This window comes from Sulfobacillus thermotolerans (assembly GCF_039623705.1).
Classification (GTDB): domain Bacteria; phylum Bacillota; class Sulfobacillia; order Sulfobacillales; family Sulfobacillaceae; genus Sulfobacillus; species Sulfobacillus thermotolerans.
The window spans coordinates 2,606,990-2,627,534 of sequence record NZ_CP133983.1 but is presented as its reverse complement, the minus strand read 5'-3'; the positions used below and the strand labels follow the sequence as shown (position 1 = coordinate 2,627,534).

At 52.1% G+C, this 20,545-nt stretch carries 24 protein-coding genes, 1 pseudogene and 1 riboswitch; of the genes and pseudogenes, 8 read left to right on the top strand and 17 right to left on the bottom strand.

Annotated features, from left to right (window positions below):
- Positions 1-22 precede the first annotated feature (22 nt).
- The 12 genes and pseudogenes from aroQ to ORD20_RS13615 all read right to left on the bottom strand — a co-directional run.
- Positions 23-451, bottom strand: coding sequence for a type II 3-dehydroquinate dehydratase (aroQ, locus tag ORD20_RS13670; protein WP_103375266.1), 429 nt, complete (start codon positions 449-451; stop codon positions 23-25).
- Positions 451-1,704: a serine hydroxymethyltransferase gene (glyA, locus tag ORD20_RS13665; protein ID WP_103375265.1), complete on the bottom strand. Its 1,254-nt coding sequence runs from the start codon at positions 1,702-1,704 to the stop codon at positions 451-453. The genes aroQ and glyA overlap by 1 nt, the downstream gene beginning before the upstream one ends.
- Complete coding sequence (gene gcvPB / locus ORD20_RS13660) at positions 1,701-3,182, bottom strand: aminomethyl-transferring glycine dehydrogenase subunit GcvPB (protein WP_103375264.1); 1,482 nt, start codon at positions 3,180-3,182, stop codon at positions 1,701-1,703. Before gcvPB ends, glyA begins: the two co-directional genes overlap by 4 nt.
- Positions 3,167-4,498: an aminomethyl-transferring glycine dehydrogenase subunit GcvPA gene (gcvPA, locus tag ORD20_RS13655; protein ID WP_103375263.1), complete on the bottom strand. Its 1,332-nt coding sequence runs from the start codon at positions 4,496-4,498 to the stop codon at positions 3,167-3,169. Before gcvPA ends, gcvPB begins: the two co-directional genes overlap by 16 nt.
- Positions 4,499-4,503: 5 nt before the next feature.
- The gene (gene gcvH, locus ORD20_RS13650) at positions 4,504-4,872 is read right to left on the bottom strand and encodes a glycine cleavage system protein GcvH (protein WP_103375262.1); all 369 of its coding nucleotides are present in this window, start codon (positions 4,870-4,872) and stop codon (positions 4,504-4,506) included.
- Between the two features lie 45 nt (positions 4,873-4,917).
- Positions 4,918-5,286 carry a glycine cleavage T C-terminal barrel domain-containing protein gene (locus ORD20_RS13645; RefSeq protein ID WP_430626271.1) on the bottom strand — a complete coding sequence of 123 codons (369 nt, stop codon included), beginning with the start codon at positions 5,284-5,286 and terminating at the stop codon, positions 4,918-4,920.
- Between the two features lie 16 nt (positions 5,287-5,302).
- Positions 5,303-6,028, bottom strand: coding sequence for a 3-dehydroquinate synthase (locus tag ORD20_RS13640; protein ID WP_430626270.1), 726 nt, complete (start codon positions 6,026-6,028; stop codon positions 5,303-5,305).
- Positions 5,920-6,495: a chorismate synthase gene (locus tag ORD20_RS13635; RefSeq protein WP_430626269.1), complete on the bottom strand. Its 576-nt coding sequence runs from the start codon at positions 6,493-6,495 to the stop codon at positions 5,920-5,922. Before ORD20_RS13635 ends, ORD20_RS13640 begins: the two co-directional genes overlap by 109 nt.
- 207 nt (positions 6,496-6,702) lie before the next feature.
- Positions 6,703-7,290, bottom strand: coding sequence for a prepilin peptidase (locus ORD20_RS13630; RefSeq protein WP_103375257.1), 588 nt, complete (start codon positions 7,288-7,290; stop codon positions 6,703-6,705).
- A complete protein-coding gene (locus ORD20_RS13625; protein ID WP_146039021.1) occupies positions 7,283-8,065 on the bottom strand; it encodes a shikimate dehydrogenase family protein in 783 nt (260 codons plus the stop codon). The genes ORD20_RS13630 and ORD20_RS13625 overlap by 8 nt, the downstream gene beginning before the upstream one ends.
- Positions 8,066-8,097: 32 nt before the next feature.
- Positions 8,098-8,451 carry a hypothetical protein gene (locus tag ORD20_RS13620; protein WP_103375255.1) on the bottom strand — a complete coding sequence of 118 codons (354 nt, stop codon included), beginning with the start codon at positions 8,449-8,451 and terminating at the stop codon, positions 8,098-8,100.
- 68 nt (positions 8,452-8,519) lie between these two features.
- Positions 8,520-8,669: pseudogene (locus ORD20_RS13615) on the bottom strand (YqeG family HAD IIIA-type phosphatase); the annotation flags it as partial.
- On the opposite strand from ORD20_RS13615, the gene sufC reads away from it, so the two are divergent.
- From sufC to ORD20_RS13585, 6 genes are read left to right on the top strand one after another with little or no spacing between them, the layout of a single operon-like run.
- A complete protein-coding gene (sufC, locus tag ORD20_RS13610; RefSeq protein WP_430626268.1) occupies positions 8,629-9,174 on the top strand; it encodes a Fe-S cluster assembly ATPase SufC in 546 nt (181 codons plus the stop codon). The pseudogene ORD20_RS13615 and the gene sufC overlap by 41 nt on opposite strands.
- Complete coding sequence (locus ORD20_RS13605) at positions 9,164-9,634, top strand: SufD family Fe-S cluster assembly protein (RefSeq protein WP_430626267.1); 471 nt, start codon at positions 9,164-9,166, stop codon at positions 9,632-9,634. The genes sufC and ORD20_RS13605 overlap by 11 nt, the downstream gene beginning before the upstream one ends.
- Positions 9,631-10,851, top strand: coding sequence for a cysteine desulfurase (locus tag ORD20_RS13600; RefSeq protein WP_103375251.1), 1,221 nt, complete (start codon positions 9,631-9,633; stop codon positions 10,849-10,851). The genes ORD20_RS13605 and ORD20_RS13600 overlap by 4 nt, the downstream gene beginning before the upstream one ends.
- A complete protein-coding gene (gene sufU, locus ORD20_RS13595; RefSeq protein WP_103375250.1) occupies positions 10,848-11,267 on the top strand; it encodes a Fe-S cluster assembly sulfur transfer protein SufU in 420 nt (139 codons plus the stop codon). Before ORD20_RS13600 ends, sufU begins: the two co-directional genes overlap by 4 nt.
- A gap of 43 nt (positions 11,268-11,310) precedes the next feature.
- Positions 11,311-12,711 (top strand): Fe-S cluster assembly protein SufB, encoded by a 1,401-nt coding sequence (gene sufB, locus ORD20_RS13590; RefSeq protein ID WP_103375249.1) that lies wholly within the window; start codon positions 11,311-11,313, stop codon positions 12,709-12,711.
- Positions 12,712-13,026 carry a non-heme iron oxygenase ferredoxin subunit gene (locus ORD20_RS13585; protein ID WP_103375248.1) on the top strand — a complete coding sequence of 105 codons (315 nt, stop codon included), beginning with the start codon at positions 12,712-12,714 and terminating at the stop codon, positions 13,024-13,026.
- 41 nt (positions 13,027-13,067) lie between these two features.
- On the opposite strand, the gene ORD20_RS13580 is transcribed toward ORD20_RS13585, so the two are convergent.
- Positions 13,068-14,255 (bottom strand): trans-sulfuration enzyme family protein, encoded by a 1,188-nt coding sequence (locus ORD20_RS13580; RefSeq protein WP_103375247.1) that lies wholly within the window; start codon positions 14,253-14,255, stop codon positions 13,068-13,070.
- 66 nt (positions 14,256-14,321) lie between these two features.
- Positions 14,322-14,417: riboswitch (SAM riboswitch) on the bottom strand.
- A gap of 156 nt (positions 14,418-14,573) precedes the next feature.
- Between ORD20_RS13580 and ORD20_RS13575 the strand changes: the two genes are divergently transcribed.
- Positions 14,574-15,560: a GGDEF domain-containing protein gene (locus ORD20_RS13575; protein ID WP_103375246.1), complete on the top strand. Its 987-nt coding sequence runs from the start codon at positions 14,574-14,576 to the stop codon at positions 15,558-15,560.
- Positions 15,561-15,649: 89 nt separating this feature from the next.
- On the opposite strand, the gene tnpA is transcribed toward ORD20_RS13575, so the two are convergent.
- Positions 15,650-16,066 (bottom strand): IS200/IS605 family transposase, encoded by a 417-nt coding sequence (gene tnpA / locus ORD20_RS13570; RefSeq protein WP_103375508.1) that lies wholly within the window; start codon positions 16,064-16,066, stop codon positions 15,650-15,652.
- A 51-nt stretch (positions 16,067-16,117) separates the two neighbouring features.
- On the opposite strand from tnpA, the gene ORD20_RS13565 reads away from it, so the two are divergent.
- Positions 16,118-17,428: an RNA-guided endonuclease InsQ/TnpB family protein gene (locus tag ORD20_RS13565; protein WP_103375245.1), complete on the top strand. Its 1,311-nt coding sequence runs from the start codon at positions 16,118-16,120 to the stop codon at positions 17,426-17,428.
- Between the two features lie 565 nt (positions 17,429-17,993).
- Here ORD20_RS13565 and sigK read toward each other — a convergent pair.
- The 3 genes from sigK to ORD20_RS13550 all read right to left on the bottom strand — a co-directional run bounded on the left by sigK (position 17,994) and on the right by ORD20_RS13550 (position 20,513).
- Positions 17,994-18,698 carry an RNA polymerase sporulation sigma factor SigK gene (gene sigK / locus ORD20_RS13560; RefSeq protein ID WP_103375244.1) on the bottom strand — a complete coding sequence of 235 codons (705 nt, stop codon included), beginning with the start codon at positions 18,696-18,698 and terminating at the stop codon, positions 17,994-17,996.
- 312 nt (positions 18,699-19,010) lie between these two features.
- On the bottom strand, positions 19,011-19,748 hold the full coding sequence (locus ORD20_RS13555; protein ID WP_103375507.1) for an A/G-specific adenine glycosylase: 738 nt from the start codon (positions 19,746-19,748) through the stop codon (positions 19,011-19,013).
- A 117-nt stretch (positions 19,749-19,865) separates the two neighbouring features.
- Entirely contained in the window at positions 19,866-20,513 is a 648-nt protein-coding gene (locus ORD20_RS13550) for a hypothetical protein (RefSeq protein WP_430626266.1), read from the bottom strand.
- Positions 20,514-20,545 lie beyond the last annotated feature (32 nt).

Below are 20,545 nucleotides of genomic sequence, written 5' to 3'. Positions count from 1 at the left end.
TCGCCAAGAACGTTCCCCCCCCTTAGCGTACCGAACGACACAGAAAGGCTACGGCCAGCTCATATCCTTCAACCCCGAGGCCCGAAATTTGACCGGTCACAGCCGGGGCCGTCAGGGAGTGAGCACGAAAGTCTTCACGCGCATAGATATTGCTGATATGCACTTCGATAATCGGCATGTCCACCGCTGCTAAAGCATCGCGTAACGCGTAGCTCTGATGCGTCCAAGCCCCCGGGTTGATGACAATCCCTTGCGTTCCGTTCGAGGTCAATGTCTCGATAAAATCAATGACGGCTCCTTCATGATTCGATTGAAAGGCCGCCAGTTCACACTGGGGAAACTGCTGTTGGAGATCGGCAAACACCTCTTCCCACGTGCGGTGCCCATAAATTTGGGGCTGACGTTTGCCTAAGGTCCCCAGATTAGGACCGTTGATGATCGCGATTTTCATTAGTCTTCCAATCCCGGCAGCGGAAAATCATTCGCCAGTGTCTCGACCCGGCCACGTAAAGCCGTAAAGTCAAAATCATGCGGTGCCGTGATAGCCTCTGCAATGATGGCTGCTAATTCCTCAATTTGTTCGCGTCCAAATCCCCGTGTTGTCACTTGAGGTGTACCAATCCGAATGCCCGACGTGACCGTAGGCTTTTCCTTTTCAAAGGGGATGGTATTTTTATTGACGGTAATCCCGGCTAGCGCTAAGCGATTTTGGGCTTCGAGCCCGGTAATACCACTGTGTTTCGTATCCACTAACATCAAATGGTTGTCCGTGCCCCCAGACACCAAGCGTAAACCCCGCGCCATCAATTGTTCCGCTAAATGGCGCGCATTTTCCACCACTCGCGTTTGATACTGACGAAATGCGGGCGTGAGCGCTTCGCCAAACGCGACGGCCTTTCCCGCAATGAGGTTCATTAAAGGCCCTCCTTGCATCCCGGGAAAAATTGTCTTGTCAATCTTTTTGCCCCATTCAGGCGTCGTGAGAATAAAGCCCCCACGGGGACCACGTAAGGTTTTGTGAGTCGTCGACGTGACGAAATCAGCAAAGCCTACAGGATTGGGATGAAGGCCCGCGGCGACCAGACCAGCGATATGAGCCATGTCCACCATGAGCAAGGCTCCGACCTCTTGAGCAATGTCGCGGAACGCTGCGAAATCAAGAATGCGCGGATACGCCGAAGCCCCCGCCACAATAATATGGGGCTGAAATTCTTTGGCCAACCGCCGCACCTCATCCATATTCAGACGCTCGGATTCCGGGTCCACACCATAGCTTTGCACCTGGTAGAGCTGCCCCGACACATTGACAGCACTCCCGTGGGTTAAATGGCCTCCGTGAGACAAGTTCATTCCTAATAACCGGTCTCCCGGTTTCAAAGCGGTAAAATATACAGCCAAGTTCGCTGGTGCCCCAGCATGAGGCTGTACATTGGCATACTCGGCAGAGAACAACTGCTTGACCCGTTCCTGAGCCAAGCGTTCCACGACATCCACGTATTCACAGCCCCCATAATACCGATGCCCGGGGTAGCCTTCAGCATATTTGTCCGTCATCACAGACCCAACGGCTTCGCGCACAGCCTTAGAAGTCCAGTTCTCCGATGCAATCAGTTCTAAATGGTGAGCCTGACGTTGCTCTTCGTCTACGATGGCCTGGTAGACCGCGGGATCCACCTGGGCTAATGCTTTCAAGTCCTCTCTCATTGATTCGCCTCCTGCTCATTTTGTGATGGATTTTCCTGAAAATAGGTTAAGATGGGGTGACGCGCGGCAAGAGTTTCGTCCAGCCGCCCCACCACTGTATGATGCGGTGCCTCGTGAAGGAGTTCCGGTGCTGAGTCAATCTCCTGATTGATTTGCAGCATAGACTGGGCGAAAGAATCCAGTGTTTCTTTGCTTTCGGTTTCCGTCGGTTCTACCATCATGGCTTCTTCGATCACAAGCGGGAAATACACGGTTGGCGGATAAACGCCATAATCAATCAACCTCTTGGCCACATCGAGTGCGCGCGCTCCACGTTTCTTCTGATTCTTCAAAGTCAACACAAATTCATGTTTGACAGTCCGGTTGTAAGGCGTTTGATAGGCGTCTTTGAGCAGATGCAACAAGTAATTGGCGTTTAATACGGCCGTCTCCGAGACAGCTTTTAAGCCACTGCTTCCGTGGCTCCTCAGATACGCGTAGGCCCGCACCAAGACTCCGGGATTCCCATAAAAAGATCGTACTTTGCCGATTGACTGAGGGCGATCGTAATTCCAACGATAATGACCCTCCTGGCCCACAATCCGCGGCACCGGCAAGAACGGCTCTAGCCGGGCCTTGACACCCACCGGTCCTGCGCCTGGGCCTCCCCCACCATGCGGCGTAGAAAACGTCTTGTGAAGATTTAAATGCACAACGTCAAAGCCCATGTCGCCTGGGCGCACTTTTCCCATAATCGCATTGGCGTTAGCCCCGTCATAATAAAGCAGGCCCCCTGCGGCATGGACAATGTCCGCAATTTCCAAGATATCTTCTTCAAACAAGCCCAAGGTATTCGGATTGGTCAACATTAACCCGGCAGTCTCTTCATTAACCATCTGGCGAAGCTTTTGCACGTCCACCCCGCCGCGCGCATTAGAGGGGACAATTTTGACATGAAACCCTGCCATGGCCGCTGTCGCCGGATTGGTCCCGTGAGCCGAATCGGGAACAATCACCGTAGTGCGATGCTGTCCTTGCGCTTCGAGATAAGCACGAATAATCAGAATTCCTGTAAGTTCCCCATGAGCTCCTGCAGCAGGTTGCAGGGTGACCGCATCCATCCCTGATATTTCGGCAAGGGCCTCTTCCAACGCCTTCATCAGGTACAACATGCCCTGGACGGTCGATTCGGGTTGCAACGGATGAATATCCGCAAATCCCGGCAAAGCCGCAACGGCCTCGTTGACTTTCGGATTATATTTCATCGTACAAGACCCCAAGGGATAAAAGCCGGTATCCACACCATAATTTAACGTCGACAAGTGGGTATAGTGCCGCACTACATCCAGCTCAGACACCTCTGGCAAATGCAAGGGTGATGTGCGGACAAAATTCTCCCCCACTACTTCATCGATCTTTACAGGCGGCACGTCAGACTCGGGGAGACGAATCCCGCGGCGATGCGGTACGGATTTTTCAAAGATCACCGGGACATCCATTGTTTCACCTCTTCTACAAACTGATCCATCTCGCCTTTGCTACGCTTTTCGGTCACCGCGAGCTGCCAATAGCCTTGCCATTGAGCCGACCATTGGCCCATATCAAAACCGCCGATAATGCCACGGGATAAGAGGTGTTGATTAAGATCGCTAATAGATTTTGGCACCTTTACGGCAAATTCATATAAGAAAGGTTCATGGGGATTCACCAGCGGTAATCCCAGCTGTTCCAATTTATTTGCCAAGTAGTGCGCCTTGTTAACACTTAACGACGCCACGTCGCGCAACCCTTCGGGTCCTAACAGTGCCATATAAATCGTCGCCTGCAGAGCATTAAGTGAATGATTGGAGCAGATATTCGATGTCGCCTTTTCGCGGCGTATATGCTGCTCGCGTGCTTGAAGGGTCAAGACAAAACCACGTCGGCCCTGATGATCGACCGTCTTTCCCACTAAGCGCCCAGGTATTTTACGCACCAATGGTTCCGTCACCGCAAAATAACCAAAAGCCGGGCCCCCATAATTTAATCGGTTTCCTAACGGTTGACCTTCACCAACGACCACATCCGCCCCAAATTCCCCCGGAGGACGCAAAAGCGCCAGTGCGACGGGATCGGAAGACACGATTGCCAAAGCCCCATACTGGTGAGCTAAATCGATGACGGCTGGAAGATTGGAAATGTGTCCAAACACATCGGGATATTGCCAAATCACACCCGCGACATCATGTGACGCCAATAACTGCTCAAGGTCTTCGAGCGTCTCTGCTTCGAGCACTGCGCCCTGGCGCGCCGCTACATACGTACGCACCACCTGTTGGCTGTCAGGCATTAGCGTCTTTGATACAATCAGGGTCGATCGCCGTGTATGCGCCATGGCTAAAAAGGCTGCCTCGCCTACGGACGAAGCCCCGTCATACATGGAGGCTTGTGCGGCATACATACCGGTGAGACTCGCGATCATCGTCTGGAATTCAAAAATCGAGGCGAGTGTACCCTGCGATAGTTCCGGTTGATAAGGAGTATAAGCCGTCAGAAATTCCCCGCGTTCAACAAGCTGGGCAATGGCGGCGGGAATGAACCGGTCGTAAAAGCCTCCCCCTAAATAGGAAACAGCTTGATCAACGCTCAAATTTTGTGACGCTAATTGGAACAAATGTTGCTGCAATTCCATTTCGGAGAGAGCGTCAGGCAATTGCAGCGGTCTATCTAAGCGCGCTGCCTCGGGAATATCCTCAAACAGCGGGTCAACACTGTCAATTCCGAGCGCTTTAAGCATGACTTCTTTGTCAGCATCCGTGTGGGGAATATAGCGCAATGAAGTTATTCTCCTTCAACCTGTTGTTGGTATGCTTGGCTGTCCAATAATTCTTCGGTCTGACCGGTAATCTCGATGCGGATAATCCATCCCTGGCCATAGGGATCTTGATTAATCAGATCTGGCGTCGTGCTCAGTGCCTCATTGACAGCGACCACCGTGCCATCGGCTGGACTATATAAGTCTGATACGGATTTCACGGACTCTACCACCCCAAACGACTCGCCCGCCTTCAGTGTCTGTCCGATTGCCGGAAGCTCCACAAACACCACATCCCCTAAAGACTCTTGCGCGTAATCGGTAATCCCAACCGTCCCTTTGTCGTCTAACCATTCATGGTCCCGTGTGTACTTAAGCATTTCCGGAATATTCATGCCTCTGCCTCCTCGTGTGTAATAGCCACTTGATGCTTTCTCATATCAGCGCGGCGGTCTCCGATAAAAAGGGGTTTTAACACTTTTGGCCTGCACCTTGCGATGGCGCACTTCCACCAGAAACTCTTGCCCAATCGTTGCATAAGAGGAATCGAGCAATGCCAACGCAATAGGCTTTTTTAAAGTGGGCGAATAACTTCCCGAGGTGACATATCCTGCAAGCTCATGTTCCGCTGTAAAAACCGGATACCCTGAACGCGCAATACCAACTCCATCATCTTCGCCCCATGTTGACGATGCCAACCGGTCAATGGCGTCTGTTTCAACAACGTCCCCTCTTTTATCTGCGCTCGCGCGGTGATGTGGTAGCTTAACAGTATGATGATACCGTGAGACGCAATGCATCGCAATCATAAAACTTCTCAGAGATCTACGGCTGAATCACCTGCAGACTGTCCAATACAACATCCGTTGGTACCGATGTGACAACTTGTGGCTTCCCGATATCAGCCAGTAATACCCACTGCAATCCAAATGCCCGTGCCTTCTTATCTTGGGCCATAATGCCCATCAATTTCTGCGAATCAAAAGCAGGGGCCCGACTCGGCAACGTCCATCGTGCCATCCAAGTTCTTGCCTGTTCTTCGACCCACCGCGGCATGTTCAGCACTTTTTCGGAGAGATCGAGGGCGACCAAGGTACCCAAGCCAACGGCCTCTCCATGCGTCAACGTACCGTACCCAAAATAATTTTCGAGGGCATGCGCGACGGTGTGCCCAAAGTTCAAAAACATACGGGTATTGCGCTCATAGAGATCCTCACTGACAATCCGCGCTTTAAGAGCAGCCGTCTCACCAATAACAGCAGCCCACCAGTCATTCATTGTACCTAATGGGGGAAGCTCGCTTGACAACGCATCGCTTAAGGGAGGCCCTGCAATTAGTGCGGATTTGAGTACTTCCCCAACACCTGCTTGCCACTCACGCAGGGGCAATGTCTCAAGAACTGCGGTGTCGATCCCAACGATTGAGGGCAAGTGAAATGCGCCTACGAGATTTTTGCCAAAGGCGGTATTGACCGCCACTTTTCCCCCAATGGCTGCATCCACTTGGGCCAATAGGGTTGTGGGAATCGCAATCCAACGCAGTCCACGCAAATACGTACCGTCACATCAGAGCGCTCGACCTGGGCTAAAAAGGGCTCCTTGCTGTCTATATCAAACGACCCGAGTGGCGAAAGTAACGTAGACAGCGGCTTCATGGCGACACGAACAACCAACGGCATGCCAGTTGTAATGCCCCCTTCAATGCCTCCTGCTCGGTTGCTTAAACGGGTAAAGCCTTGGTCTTTGTCCCACCAAATCGCATCATGCACCGCGGACCCGGGCACATCGGCTTGGGCAAAGCCTGATCCCACTTCTACCGCTTTCATGGCTGGAATGCTCAACAACGCTTGTGCTAAGGCCCCTTCAATGCGGCGGTGCCATTGAACATAGCTGCCCAACCCGACGGGTAATCCAAAGGCTTTAATCTCGAATGTCCCACCCAGCGTGTCTCCTGCCTCTTTCGCCCGGTCAATGGCGCTAAGCATAGCTGTTTCGCTTGCCTTATGGGCGACGCGCACTGGAGAATTTTCTGTCTCTTGAATTTCTTCCAGGGTATAAAGGTGGACGTAACGGGAACTAATGACGGAACCCCATCAATAATGCCAACCAGACCCGGTCCATGAGATTCTCCTGCTGTCATCCACTGCCATCGTGCCAATTTCATCCGTCCTTTCGAAAGACTATTCTGACCCACGTTTTTGTTCGATGATCCATCTATTGGATAATTAATGCATAATTCCTAATAAGCCAAGAAGCCCTCCAAATGCTAAAAAAGGTCCAAGCGCGATAGCGTGGCGCCTCTTTCGGTGAAATGCGAGCAATAATATCAAAGCATAAAGCCCAGCCGCCCACACGCCCATAGCCGACGCCAATACCCCTTGAGGCCATCCTAGAACAAAGCCCTGCGCCCCAGAAAATTTCACGTCGCCCATTCCTAAACCTCCGCGCGTAAACAGGTGCACTAGGAGATAAAATCCAACGAGGCCTAACCCCATTCCCACATGAGACAGAAAGGCCGCTTGCGTCCACGGCGTCATGATGAGTCCCCAAAAAACCGTCAGCAGAACGAGGCGATTCGGAATGATGTGTTCACGCCAGTCGATATCGGCAACCACCATCCAGATCCCTAAGAGTCCCGCATCCGTCCATAGCCAGTGCCTATCTCCCATCAAGGCCGCTACATCCATGGCAGCAATCGCCGCTCCCAGGGCTATTCGGTGTCGCCAGCCCACCCTTTCCGTCCCGCCCCACCAAGGGGCCGAACCGACAGCGATTCCTCCCCATAGGATCGCAACCACAACGTCCTTAATCATAATAGTCTCTGACGGCCTCCGCCATCACGGCAAAGGGACCCTCTGTGCCAAACCATGACATCCATGCTAAAGAGGCTTGTTTCACTAGAAGGGATAGTCCGTCAACAGTATGTGCGCCCACCCGTCTCGCCTGCTGAATAAGGCGGGTGGTGTTAGGGCGATAGACCCAATCGACAATGGTCGTATGCGGCAAAAACTTAACGGTGTCTGGCCACTCGCCTTCTCCATCTTGTCCAAGCGGCGTAGCATTGACAATCACGTCATACGGTGGCAGATGTAATGTGTCCCACTGCCAAGCAATCCACGAGGCATGCCACCTGGCTTTCTGCGAAGGGCGAGCCATCACCGACACGTGATAGCCCAACACTTCTAAGCCCGCGACAGACGCGCGCGCAACCCCACCTTGACCTAATACCAAAGCCGTGCTCTGTGCATGGGGTGCGGGAGGAACCATGGCAACGAATGCTTGAATGTCAGTATTGTCGCCCACCCATCCATCGTTTTCCCACAAAATCGTATTGGCCGCGCCGGTTTTTTCTACCCAAGGGGATTGAGCACGCAAATGGGGAATAATCGTCTCTTTAAGAGGACGCGTGAGGTTTACGCCACGTCCACCTAAGTCGTGAAACGCCGCAAGTTTAGGCAATAGCTCCTTGGGAGAGCATTCCACGGGAAGATAAAATGCTGTACGATTGGTAGCACTAAACGCACGATTATGCATTTGAGGCGACAAAGAGTGATGAATAGGCTGTCCAAAGACTGCGTATAATTCCATTACGACCGTCACATCTCCACCCAAAAATTCCCTTATGGGGTTGCACGCTGCCGCTTCCAGCGCTGGTCTGTGGCAGTCAATGCCCTAATAAAGCCCTTCCACGAAAACGGTGGCATAAAGACAATACGACGCTTATTCGGCAATAAAGATCCGGAAATATCGATCAGTACAACTTGGTGATTCTGTTCCCAGCGCCGAAGCATTTGGCGTTCTGGGGCTGAACATTGAAGCCAATCGACAATCACCCGACCTGTGCCTTCGGGGTCTTTCAACGCCAGAAGCCCTCGTAGGTCGTTTACGCAAACGATTCGATACGGAGCCAACACACGCCGAAGAATCTCGTCCATATCCTGATTGTGCGTTAAAATCCCTATAGATTCCACCATGTGCGACTCCCTCCCATATAGCCTTATGCTAAAGGGTAGGGGCCCTCAGAATCTGTCGAGTGTTGTCCTTAGTGCGAAAAACTTTGCGGACGCCGCGGTCTCCTGACAAAATGCCCCTCTAAACGCCGCACAAGTTTGGTTGTCCAATATTCATGGGTGTCAATCGGATGCACCAAAATGGTGTACAGCTTCAATCGATTGCCGCCAAGAATATCCGTACACGCCGTAATGGGGCCTAACGGCACGGGCAAGACGTCATTAGCGCAAACCTTAATGGGACATCCCAACTATACCGTGCCCCAAGGACAAATCCTTTTAGACGGGGAAGACGTCTTGGCCATGAAGACTGACGCGCGCGCACGAGCGGGGTTATTCCTAGCCATGCAGTATCCTAGTGAAATTTCTGGCGTCACCACGGCAAATTTTCTCCGGACGGCCATTAATGCACGCCGCGGGGAGGGCAACCAAATTCCCTTAAAAGAATTCCGGGACAAACTGGATGCCGCAATGAAGTTTCTCGAAATGGATACCAAATTTGCCAACCGGTATCTTAATGAAGGATTTTCCGGTGGCGAAAAGAAACGGAATGAAATTCTTCAAATGATGATGCTGGAACCGCGTATTGCTATTCTTGACGAAATTGACTCAGGTTTGGACATTGACGCCATCAAAGTTGTTTCCAAAGGTGTTAATTCCTTAGCTGGTCCCAATTTTGGCGCATAGCACACATACTATGGTTTTCTTTGGTGCGGACAAACAACGCCAGGATTTTGACACACGCATTACCCATAGCAGCCCACATACCACGAGTCACATCATTGCGAAAGGCGTCATGAAGGACAAAGCGCGTAGCGCTTTTAATGGGGTGACCGATATTAAACCCGGGGCCGTGCAATCCGACGGTCGCCAAAAAGAGCAAACGCTCATGCTCTCCGACGATGCCCGTGCCGATGCCGTTCCGTCCTTACTCATTAACGAAAACGATGTCTTTGCAGCACATTCCGCAAGCACCGGCCCTATCGACAAAGTTGCCTTATTTTATTTAATGGCGCGCGGACTGTCTGAAAAAGAAGCGATTCGGTTGTTTGTTCATGGCTTTTTAGCTCCCGTGGTCGACGCCATTCCCTCAGACCTCTTACGGAACGCCGTCTGGGATTCGGTAGAAAGGAAGTTGGATCAATGATCCCTGCTCTGGTTGACCTCGGAGACTTTCCGATTCTTGGGCGTCCCATTAATGGCCACCGGCTTGTGTATTTAGATTCGGCGGCCACATCACAAAAACCGCGTAGCGTCATTGACAGTCTCATATACTATTATGAGACCACCAATGCCAATGTGCTACGAAGTGTGCATACCCTAGCCGAAGAATCGACGGTCGCCATGGAGGCCGCACGTGCTAAAATTGCGCAATTTATCAATGCACGGGGTCCAGAAGAAGTGATTTTCACACGCGGCACGACGGAGAGCTTAAACACCATAGCCCGTGCATGGGGTGACAAATTTCTGGAAACCGGTGACGAAATCGTCCTTTCACCCATGGAGCATCATTCCAATCTTATTCCCTGGCAACAATTAGCGGCCCGAACCGGTGCTCGTCTTCGTTATATCGAACTAGAGGCTGATGGCACCATTGCCTTAAACCAAGTGCAAGCCCAGCTGTCGGACCGCACACGGATTGTCACGTTATCTGCCGTATCCAACGTGCTAGGGACGTTTAATCCTATTCGTGAGGTGGCCGACATGGCACACCAAGTGGGTGCCATCATGGTCGTCGATGGTGCACAATCCGTGCCGCATCTCCCCACGGATGTCCAAGCCATGGGCGCAGACTTTTTAGCCTTCTCGGGCCACAAAATGCTTGGGCCAACAGGGATAGGGATTTTATGGGGCAAAAGCAGTTTACTAGATGCGGCGGATCCTGTCGTATTCGGCGGCGAGATGATTGCCTACGTCGACCGCGAATCTGCAACGTGGGCAGAACTTCCTGCAAAGTTTGAAGGCGGCACTCCCCATATCGCGGGGGCAATTGGCCTTGGCGCAGCGGTCGATTATTTGCAAAAGGTGGGCATGAGCCGCATTGCCCTACACAGCCAGCAATTGGCTGAAGAAGCATACCGACGTTTGGCGGCTATTGATGGTATTACCGTGTATGGTCCGCCGGCGCCCCGAACTAGTGTCGTGGCTTTTAACGTAACAGGAATCCATCCTCATGACGTGGCACAAGTCTTCGATTCGCGGGGTGTGGCCATTCGAGCTGGCCATCATTGCGCTCAACCCCTCATGCATCTATTAGACGTAGGGGCAACGGCGCGGGCGAGCTTTTACCTTTATAACAGCAGTCGCGATGTCGATGCGCTCATTGAAGCCACTGAGGAGACAAAGAGGTACTTTACACGATGAACTTGGACGATATGTATCGGGAAACAATACTGGACCATAACCAAGCTCCGCGCCACTTCGGTCACATGGAAAACCCGACACAAGTCGTGGGCATGCTAAATCCGACGTGTGGCGACCAAATTCAATTGGAGCTAAAGATTCACGACGGCCTTATCGAAGATATTCGCTTTAGCGGCCAGGGCTGCTCTATTAGTATGGCCTCAGCCTCCATGATGACCGAAGCGGTAATCGGGCATCCTGTAAGCGAAGCCCTTGCCCTTGCCCAAAATTTTAAAACGTTCATCACAGGAGGGACATCAACCGTACCCCTGGGAGATCTTGAAGCGTTGCACGGCGTGTCTCAGTTTCCCAGCCGTGTTAAGTGCGCCACCTTGGCCCATAATGCTTTAGAAAAAGCTTTAACCGAACCATCTTAGCCGCTTAACCCCAAAGATCTGAGACGTTTAAGGAGGGACTATAATGGCCAGCAAACCAACAATTGTCAACGAAGAGTATCAGTATGGCTTTAATGATGGCGATGTCAGCGTTTTGAAATTTGCGCGCGGCTTGCGTCGAGAGACGGTCGAAGAAATCTCGCGCATCAAGCAAGAGCCTAAATGGATGCTGGACTTCCGCCTCCATGCGCTCGATGTGTTTTTCAAAAAACCTATACAGCGCTGGGGAGCTGACCTCAGCCAATTAGATTTTGACCAAATCGTGTATTACGTGCGCCCCTCCGAGAATCAAGGCCGAACATGGGACGATGTGCCTAAGGCCATTAAAGACACGTTCGAGCGATTAGGCATTCCGGAAGCGGAAAGAAAGTTTCTAGCCGGCGTCTCCGCACAATACGAGTCAGAAGTGGTCTACCACAGTATTCATAAGGACTTGGAAGAAAAGGGCATTATCTTTACCGATACGGATTCTGCCTTAAGAGAATACCCGGAAATCTTCCGAGAGTATTTTGGCACCGTAATTCCTCCGGAAGACAATAAGTTCGCCGCGTTAAATTCGGCGGTATGGTCTGGAGGCTCTTTCGTCTATATCCCGAAGGGAGTCACTTGCGATATCCCCTTACAGGCATACTTCCGGATTAACTCTGAAAACATGGGCCAATTTGAACGAACGTTGATCATTGCAGAAGATAATGCGTTCGGTCACTATGTTGAAGGCTGTACAGCGCCAAGCTATAATTCAGAGTCTTTGCATTCTGCTGTGGTTGAGATTTTAGTGAAAGAAGGAGCCCGGATGCGCTACACGACCGTTCAAAACTGGGCTTCCAACGTCTACAATTTAGTCACGAAACGGGCCGTGGCCTATAAGAATGCTACCATGGAGTGGGTCGACGGCAATATTGGCTCCAAAGCCACCATGAAATATCCTTCTGTCTATCTAATGGGCGAAGGAGCCCGGGGCAGCGTGCTTTCTATTGCTGTTGCGGGCCGGAACCAACACCAAGATACCGGAGCTAAAATGGTTCACATGGCTCCAAACACCACCTCGACAATCGTATCTAAATCGATTAGCCAACATGGGGGCAAAACGACTTATCGTGGGTTAGTTCATTTTGATAAAACAGCGACCGGAGCTAAGGCGAACGTGAAATGCGATACGCTGTTGTTAGACAACGAATCAGTCAATGACACCCTGCCCTATTCCGAGGTCGAAACCAGCCATGCTGAAATGGAGCATGAGGCGACCGTGACAAAAGTCAGTGAAGAGCAGTTATTCTATCTCACTGCGCGTGGGTTATCCGAAGAGGAAGCCACCCGTCTAATCATTTTGGGATTCATTGAACCTTTTACCCGGGAATTACCGATGGAATTCGCGGTGGAAATGAATCGCTTGATTAAGTTTGAGATGGAAGGAGCTATTGGCTAAGTGGCACAGTGGGTACGCGTGGCATCAGTCAATGATATCGTTGCCGGTGAACCGTTTCTTGTGCCGATGGAAGACGATGACATTGCGTTATATCAGGTCAACGGCGAATATTTCGCCACAGATGATTTGTGTTCCCATGCCGAAGCCTCTCTGTGTGAAGGAGACCTTGTCGGATACATCATTCATTGTCCGAGGCATGGCGGTCAATTTGATGTGCGGACTGGGGAGGCGAAGCATTTTCCCGCTTATGCTCCCATTCGCACCTACCCGGTAAAAGTTGAAGGTTCAGATCTCTTCATTGACATCGAAGGATAGCCAAAAAGCACAACCAGCTCGTGTCTGGTTGTGCTTTTTCATTAAGCCGATAACGTGGCAGCCTGAATCAAGTCACCGGCAATGTCTCCTGGGTCTTCTAGCCCTATAGAAATACGAATGGTTCCGTCTGTAATGCCCATTTGTGCCCGTTGCTCCGGAGTTTGGTTGCGGTGTGAAGCAATTAACGGATATAGGCACAAAGAGTAGACGTCCCCCACCGTCGTTGCCGAAGCAATGAGTTCTAGGCGGTCCATAAAACGAAATACACGGTCTTTTCCGCCCGACAATTCCAGTGTAACCACAGCACCGCCCATGTTAGGGAGCAGTCGCTGAGCCGTTGCGTACGTGGGATGATCTGCAAATAGTGGGTAATAAACGTGCGTAAAGAGACCAGACGCTTGGAGCTTTTGAGCTACCTGCAACGCATTTGCGCTTTGCTTTTCAAAGCGGACTCCTAATGTCCGCAGGCCTCGGTGGATAAGCCATGATTCAAAAGGACCTAAGACCGCCCCACGCAATTTGAGATATTGGTGCAAGCGCTCCTCATGTTGCTGGCGCCCTAAAACAACGCCCCCCATGGCATCGCCATGCCCTCCTAAATACTTGGTAGCACTATGAACCACCAGGTCAGCCCCGCACTCCGCAGGTCGGTACATCACGGGTGTAGCAAATGTATTATCCACAATGACCTGCGCGCCATGGCCATGCGCCAACCTTACCAGCTCTGGCACATCAAGCACTTTCAGAAGAGGGTTAGAAATGGTCTCGATTAGAACCGCTTTCGGCCGAACCTCGGCCAACATGGACACGAATACATCAGCGTCGGTAAACTCACCGACGGCAGTCTCAACGCCAAACTCAGCCCATAGGCTTGATAACAGACTTAATGAGGCCCCATAAATATCTTGGGAGACCAGAACACGATCGTGCGGTGCTAATCCCGTTGCGTAAAGAGCCGCATCAATAGCCGCCATACCAGAAGCTGTGGCAATACCGGTTTCGGCATGCTCCAACACCTTCATAGCCTCAACCAAAGCCGCTACATTGGGGTTCCCATGACGGGCGTAAGAAAAACCTTCGCGAGTTCCACCCATCAATTGATCTAGCTCTTCGCCTGATCGTGATCGATAACTCGTGGATGGATAAATCGGAAGAGCCGTAGGTTCTAAATTTCCAAAAAAATCGGTCCCAGCATGAACCAACCACGTATCACGTTCCCATTGCGGCATAGATGTCCGCCTCCTTTTCCATAAAAAAAAGCTCCCACCGAGGGAGGACGGACAACAACCCGTTCCCTCTCATCTCGAAAGACATTACGTCTTTCAGGAATTAGCACCCCAAGGGGTTGCCGGGCTTCATCGGGCCAGTCCCTCCGCCACTCTCGATAAGAGGCTAAGCAAGCTGACTTTATCATAAACTGATACGGCAATCAACGTCTTCCATCAATTATCTTCGCATCTAAGGCAATAAATGGCAGTTCTTGCTATTTCCAACAATGAATGCCATGATAGAAAGAAGGATTTCACATTAGGAAGAATGGGGCATTCATGGAATCAACCAATCCGCTTTTCCCGTGGAGTGATAGCGACCAGGAAATATGGCAAACCCATCGCGACGGACTGTATGCCATTCATACACAATTTGTTGGTCGTGCACTGACCGTTGCCGAGGCTCATGATGGAATGCGTACCATCATTGAAACTGTCACATGGGAACGCTTTACGCAAATGTTACAAGGGCACTTTCACACCCTCGCGCAAGATCCTAGGCTCGCTATATCATCCGAAACTAGTAGGCATATGGGGACAGCTCATATGCGTGCGCACATCAGCCCGTCTTGGTTTATCCGTCTCTTCAACGAATACTTCCCTGCCTACCATGAAATGCAGGAAAAGTGGGGTGATGGTCTGCCCCCCTTACGGTTAGTAAGGACCCGCTGGCTCTGGGACGTAGCTACAGCACTGGATAGTTATAATGATCTTCTCCACCACGAAATTGCCCAACAAAGCCAAAAGGTTGCTGACTTAATGGCTTATGCCTATCAAGACCCGCTGACGGGACTTCTAAACCGCCGAGGGCTGGAAGAGTTAATCGAACGACATGACCAATTGTATTCAAATATTCCAGGCCTCTTGATCCTTTTAGACTTAGACGGGTTCAAAGCGGTAAATGACCAGTTTGGGCATCCAGCTGGCGACCACTTTCTGCAACAAACGGCACAATCGTGGCGATCCCTCATCCGTTCGCATGACGGTCTCGCACGGATTGGTGGAGACGAATTTGGCCTATGGTTCACCTTTGCCGGACAACCCGAACAGGTGATATCCCATCTTCGACACATGGCTCAAGCCTTACCCTCTAAGACATTCCCGTTCGGTGTCTCGGGCGGCATTGCGCGCTATCCTGACGACGGCAGACGCTTTCAAGATCTCTATCGCCAAGCTGATAAAGCGCTATATCAATCGAAAAATCATGGCAAAGGATGCGTTTCTACTCTGTCGCCACCCCGCTTTTATCCCCTATCTAGTGCCTAAAACCGTATGGTGACAGATACCTTTTTATCAAATGCGCCTGATAGCTCCGCCGTTCAGGGCGGAGCTATCAGGCGCTGACCCCGCAAGGGTCAATCCGGGGTTTCCTGTTGTTCGATGTATTGCCGAATGATGGAGAGGGGTGCTCCACCAGCCGATCCCGCAAAATAACTCGGCGACCAGAGACTGCCGCCCCACAGCGCCCGCTCAATGCTCGGATAGTGCTTCTTACGTATCAATCGCGATGAGACGCCTTTGAGGCTATTCACCAGGCGAGAAATCGCGACCTTAGGCGGATAAGTGATGAGCAAATGCACATGGTCCCGCTCGCCGTCGAATGCCTCCAAGGTGGCCTCGAAGTCCTGGCACACGTCAGAAAAAATGGTACGCAAGTCCTCCAGGATTTCTTTCGTAAAGACCAACCGCCGATATTTCGCCACAAAGACCAAATGCACGTGTAAGTGAAAGACACAGTGTCTGCCGGTTCTGTAGTCGCTTGTGTTCGCCATAGACCAAGGGTATAATAGACCCAAGAGTTCGTCAAGCTCAGGAGGAGATCGATGCAAGAAACCATCGTCTTCCCCTATCGCGTGTCGGTGCCCCCGACGGAAGGGGCGAAAGCCTCCGCTGCTCGGCGATCAGCGGGCGACTTGTGGACGCGTTTGGTCACGATCCATCGGTTCTGCCGCAAACGCCATTGGCGATGGCCCACCGAATCTCCACTGAAAGCGCATGTCAAACGGCGCTTTCCGCTGCATGCGCAAACCGTCCAAGCCCTCATCGAAAAGTTCTCCGCCACGATTGACGGGGTGCGTACCAAACGCCAAAACGGGGATAAAAAGGCACGCTATCCGTGGCGATTCCGCCGATACTTCAACCCCATTTTTAAGGGACAAGCCCTCCAAATGCAGGGATCGCATCTGCGCTTGTCTCTCGGGCGCGGGCGTGAACCCATTCGGGTGTGGCTTCCCGATGCGTTACCGACCGGGACGATGGTCCAGGCGGAGCTGGGCTATGGCGAGATCTTTCTGACGGTGACCCGCATCCTCGACGATCCGCAACCCCCGGTGTCCGAAAAGGTGGGCGGCCTCGATATCGGCGTCATTCACCGCGGCATGGTCTCCGATGGCCAAGAGGCCCTCGCCGTGTCGGGTCGGGGCCTGCGATCCGTCAAGCAGGGCCGCGCCAAAGGGCTGACCAAGCTCCAGAAAAAACGGCGCCGCACGCAACCCGGGTCGCGACGGCGCCGCCGTCTCAACCGCGCGCGGCACCGTCTGAGCCAACAGGTCAACCGGGTGAGTCGGAATGCCCTCCATCATGCCGCCAACCAGATCGTCGCGTTCGGTGTGGCGCAACAGCTCACCGTTCTCTATGCGGGTGATCTCAGCACGCTCAATCATCAAAAACGGCATCGACGATCCCGACGCATGAACCAAGACGTCGGGGCGCTGGAGTTCGGACGGTTAGAACACTATTTGGCATACAAACTCCGGCGTCATGGCATCCGTCTGATGCCGATCAGCGAAGCGTATACGTCGCAAACGTGTCCGCGTTGTGGCCACCTTAACAAGGTGGCGGGCCGCACCTACCATTGTCGCGCTTGTGACTATCAAGCACACCGGGATGGCGTCGGCGCGGTGAACATCCTCAACACGGGGATGCATGGAGAGATTCGCCCCGGGGAGTTCTTGGTACCCCAACGGATCACGTATCGCCGTCCCGTTCCTTTCAAAAGGGCGTTAAGGCGTAGTCCGGCTGAACCCCGGCATGTTGCTGGTGGGATAAACGATAGCGAGTCCGGAGGACCACTCCGAGGGGTTCACACCCCGCGACGCAGCGACCACGGTTCCCCCAGAATCTCCGCCCTTTAGGGCGGGGAGTTCAACATCACAAGTATCGTAAGTATGGTGCCCTTTACGAGTTACAAAGACACCATGGCACGCATGCTTTGACCGCGGGATAAAGTCGGTGTCCAATTCCGCAATGGCGGCCGACGCCGTCATCAACAGCAGCCCAATGTCGGCGTCGGCCATATCCTCACGAGCGGAAAGGACCTGACGTGCAGTTCGAGGATATGCCACTAACAAACACCCTGAGGCCTTTTTAGGCCCTTCTTAGGGGAGAACACGTCTTCACACTGGAGGACCCCCTCGGGAATATGTGGGTAAGTCGTAGCGACGCTTCGGGGAGCCGTAGCGTTATTATACGTGCCATGATTAGTAGGGCCCGACACACTTTTGAAGACCCATGGAGGTATTCAGCTGAATGGTTCTCGCTGGATTTGGCACTAGCCGACATTCTGTAGCCATATTCCCTAAGCATACCGGGCGCGAACAGCAAATATGGTCGCACGATACGCCCTTGACTCACGCTGACATGGGAGATGCTTCGGTGCAGACGGGTTCATAATTGAATGCACTTTTCAACCATCTCTCATTAGGCGTCAGGAAGACTTAAGGCGGCTAAAATCTTTTCGACGGCCCGTTTTTCAATGCGCGAGACATAGCTGCGTGAGATTCCTAGACGATCGGCAATTTCTCTTTGAGTTAGCCGCCGAGATTGCCCATTGAGTGCAAATCGAAGATTGAGCACCAAACGTTCTTTTCGCGTCAAACTCTCGACAAACTGCGTGACCCACTCCATAATCATGCTGACCTCGACCGTATCGGGAACTTCCTCTCCACCCGCTAAAACATCCATGAGCAGAATTTCATTTCCGTCGCGGTCAATCCCAATGGGACTATAAATACTGACCTCATTTTTAACTTTCTTTTGATTGCGCAAGTGCATTAATACCTCGTTATCAATGCATCGTGCACAGTACGTTGCCAACCGAGTCCCCTTGGCTTGGTTAAAGGTGTCGATACCTTTTATGAGACCGATGGCGCCAATACCGATTAAGTCATCGGGATCCGTTCCTTTATTATTGTATTTTTTCACGACATGCACAACCAATCGCAAATTGTGTTCGATTAGTCGCTGCCGGGCCTCTAAATCGCCCCGTTGCATCGCTTCAAGGGCTTCCTTTTCCTCTAAATCAGACAGAGGTTGAGGGAACGCATTGCCTCCAATATATCCTGAAAGCCAGATGGCCCCTTGGACCGCGGCTGCGGCAATTAAGGCTAACAATCCTAAACCCATGGTTCTCACGCCCCCTCGCGTGTACACGCACAAATTCGTTGCCTCCTCATGATATGAAGGCATCATGACGACTGTGCATGTCACCACAAGAAATCTCTAACCGAATAGCCCCATAGCCGTCCATCTCGGACGGATGAGAACCCATCGCGCCTAAAGAGTAAAGAAAGAGGGCTCAACCCAGCTTCTCAATACAAAAACGGACTTCATCTCCATGAGTGAGGAAGTCCGCCGCAATAATTGCCATTGACCCTCCTAGAAAACCGTATCCGGTCACCTACGAGGAACACCTTATTCGAAACCATGGGGATTCTGTTACGAGCCCTGGGCACGCTCTCGGATCCGGTATTGCACGCGCTCTTCGGCAGCCCGCACGCCATCATCTTGCAACTGTATACAGCTTTGGGATACCGGACACACCAGGCAGTACGGCTTGCGTGCTGTACACACCATCGCGCCCATATCCATTAAGGCATTGTTAAACTCCCGGGCCTGGCCAGTCGGCACAATAGCCTCTGCCACGGCCCACAGCTGATGTTGAATTTCAGCATTCGTGCGTTTGTACTCAATACCAAAATAACGACCGATGAAGCGGTTGACATTGGTATCGACAATGGGGGCATCATTTCCGAACGCAAATGACAGCACAGCCCCCGCGGTATACCGCCCTATGCCCGGCAGGGCGAGCAATTCCTCTAAGGTCTGCGGAAATTGACCCGCATAGTCATTCACAACCGTTTGCGCGATTTGATGCAACCACGAACCCCGCACTTTATATCCCAACGGGTCGGTAATATACTTGACGGCTTCCAGTGGTGCCGCGGCAAGATCCTGTATAGTGGGAAAGGTATCAAGAAACTTCTCATATATCGGTTGAACGGTTTTAACAGTGGTCTGATGCAGCAAAATTTCCGACACCACAATATGATAGGGGTCCATTGTCTTCCGCCACGGAAGATCACGCCCTTCTCTACGATACCAGTCGAGTACTTGCCTTTGAAACCACTGCAACTGCTGAGCATCGAGGTCGGCTTTATACTTAATTCGTTTCATAATCTCACTGTAATCGACCCCAGACCACATTTCAAGTCAACCTGCACGTTCCCGTATTCCGGGAGACTCTCCGCCGATTTATGAGCTTACGGCTTTCTTCCTACTTCATAGCGCATTTTATCCCTGCCCCAGCCACGCGCCCGCACGGTCGACAAGGGTCAGCGTTTGCGCTGTTGCAGGCCCTTCCAATACAAGGACCATTCCTTGGTGGTAGGTTGTATACGCTATAGCGAAATTCGCATCTGGCCGCCATACATGAAAAACAATGCCGCCCACAACCTCAGTAGGAATCGCGCGATTAATTTCCTCTAGGATCTGGGGCGTCACAATCTTTGGACCTCTTATGGCCGTTGCTTTCTCCACATTCCAGTGTAGAGGCACGAGCCGTCCGCTTGTGATAAAAGGGAGATAAGCATGGGCGACCTCATCCGGAGTGCCCCACAGATCCCGTCCTGTGGTCATCACTGCGCTAGTCATGTGCGGAAGAGGAGGATTAGGTAGCAGTTGGCCGGGAAGTGTCCCCTGATCGTCCCACCCTAGAATCTTCAATCCGTGCGCTATTCCTTTGTTTCCCCAGTGCTGAGCAAGACTCGGTAACACTTGTTCCGGTAGACTGATAGACAGTCCCTTAATGACATGCGGGTTCATTAACGCTAAGGCCATCATGAGGGGCGTTAACGCCTGCCCCACTGGGTGCGGCTGCCAACTTATGGCACGGCCGGCTGGAGACCCTACTTGTCCAAGAAGCCCACCGTCACCAGTCACAGCGACAACGCTGCCTCCTCCGGGGAGTGCCG

What these genes read in the sequence shown, in the direction of transcription:
- aroQ (WP_103375266.1), bottom strand. Translation starts at nt 451, where the DNA reads ATGAAAATCGCGATCATCAACGGTCCTAATCTGGGGACCTTAGGCAAA.
- glyA (WP_103375265.1), bottom strand. Translation starts at nt 1,704, where the DNA reads ATGAGAGAGGACTTGAAAGCATTAGCCCAGGTGGATCCCGCGGTCTAC.
- gcvPB (WP_103375264.1), bottom strand. Translation starts at nt 3,182, where the DNA reads ATGGATGTCCCGGTGATCTTTGAAAAATCCGTACCGCATCGCCGCGGG.
- gcvH (WP_103375262.1), bottom strand. Translation starts at nt 4,872, where the DNA reads ATGAATATTCCGGAAATGCTTAAGTACACACGGGACCATGAATGGTTA.
- ORD20_RS13645 (WP_430626271.1), bottom strand. Translation starts at nt 5,286, where the DNA reads ATGATTGCGATGCATTGCGTCTCACGGTATCATCATACTGTTAAGCTA.
- ORD20_RS13630 (WP_103375257.1), bottom strand. Translation starts at nt 7,290, where the DNA reads ATGATTAAGGACGTTGTGGTTGCGATCCTATGGGGAGGAATCGCTGTC.
- ORD20_RS13625 (WP_146039021.1), bottom strand. Translation starts at nt 8,065, where the DNA reads ATGGAATTATACGCAGTCTTTGGACAGCCTATTCATCACTCTTTGTCG.
- ORD20_RS13620 (WP_103375255.1), bottom strand. Translation starts at nt 8,451, where the DNA reads ATGGTGGAATCTATAGGGATTTTAACGCACAATCAGGATATGGACGAG.
- sufC (WP_430626268.1), top strand. Translation starts at nt 8,629, where the DNA reads ATGGTGTACAGCTTCAATCGATTGCCGCCAAGAATATCCGTACACGCC.
- ORD20_RS13600 (WP_103375251.1), top strand. Translation starts at nt 9,631, where the DNA reads ATGATCCCTGCTCTGGTTGACCTCGGAGACTTTCCGATTCTTGGGCGT.
- sufU (WP_103375250.1), top strand. Translation starts at nt 10,848, where the DNA reads ATGAACTTGGACGATATGTATCGGGAAACAATACTGGACCATAACCAA.
- sufB (WP_103375249.1), top strand. Translation starts at nt 11,311, where the DNA reads ATGGCCAGCAAACCAACAATTGTCAACGAAGAGTATCAGTATGGCTTT.
- ORD20_RS13580 (WP_103375247.1), bottom strand. Translation starts at nt 14,255, where the DNA reads ATGCCGCAATGGGAACGTGATACGTGGTTGGTTCATGCTGGGACCGAT.
- ORD20_RS13575 (WP_103375246.1), top strand. Translation starts at nt 14,574, where the DNA reads ATGGAATCAACCAATCCGCTTTTCCCGTGGAGTGATAGCGACCAGGAA.
- tnpA (WP_103375508.1), bottom strand. Translation starts at nt 16,066, where the DNA reads ATGGCGAACACAAGCGACTACAGAACCGGCAGACACTGTGTCTTTCAC.
- ORD20_RS13565 (WP_103375245.1), top strand. Translation starts at nt 16,118, where the DNA reads ATGCAAGAAACCATCGTCTTCCCCTATCGCGTGTCGGTGCCCCCGACG.
- sigK (WP_103375244.1), bottom strand. Translation starts at nt 18,698, where the DNA reads ATGGGTTTAGGATTGTTAGCCTTAATTGCCGCAGCCGCGGTCCAAGGG.
- ORD20_RS13555 (WP_103375507.1), bottom strand. Translation starts at nt 19,748, where the DNA reads ATGAAACGAATTAAGTATAAAGCCGACCTCGATGCTCAGCAGTTGCAG.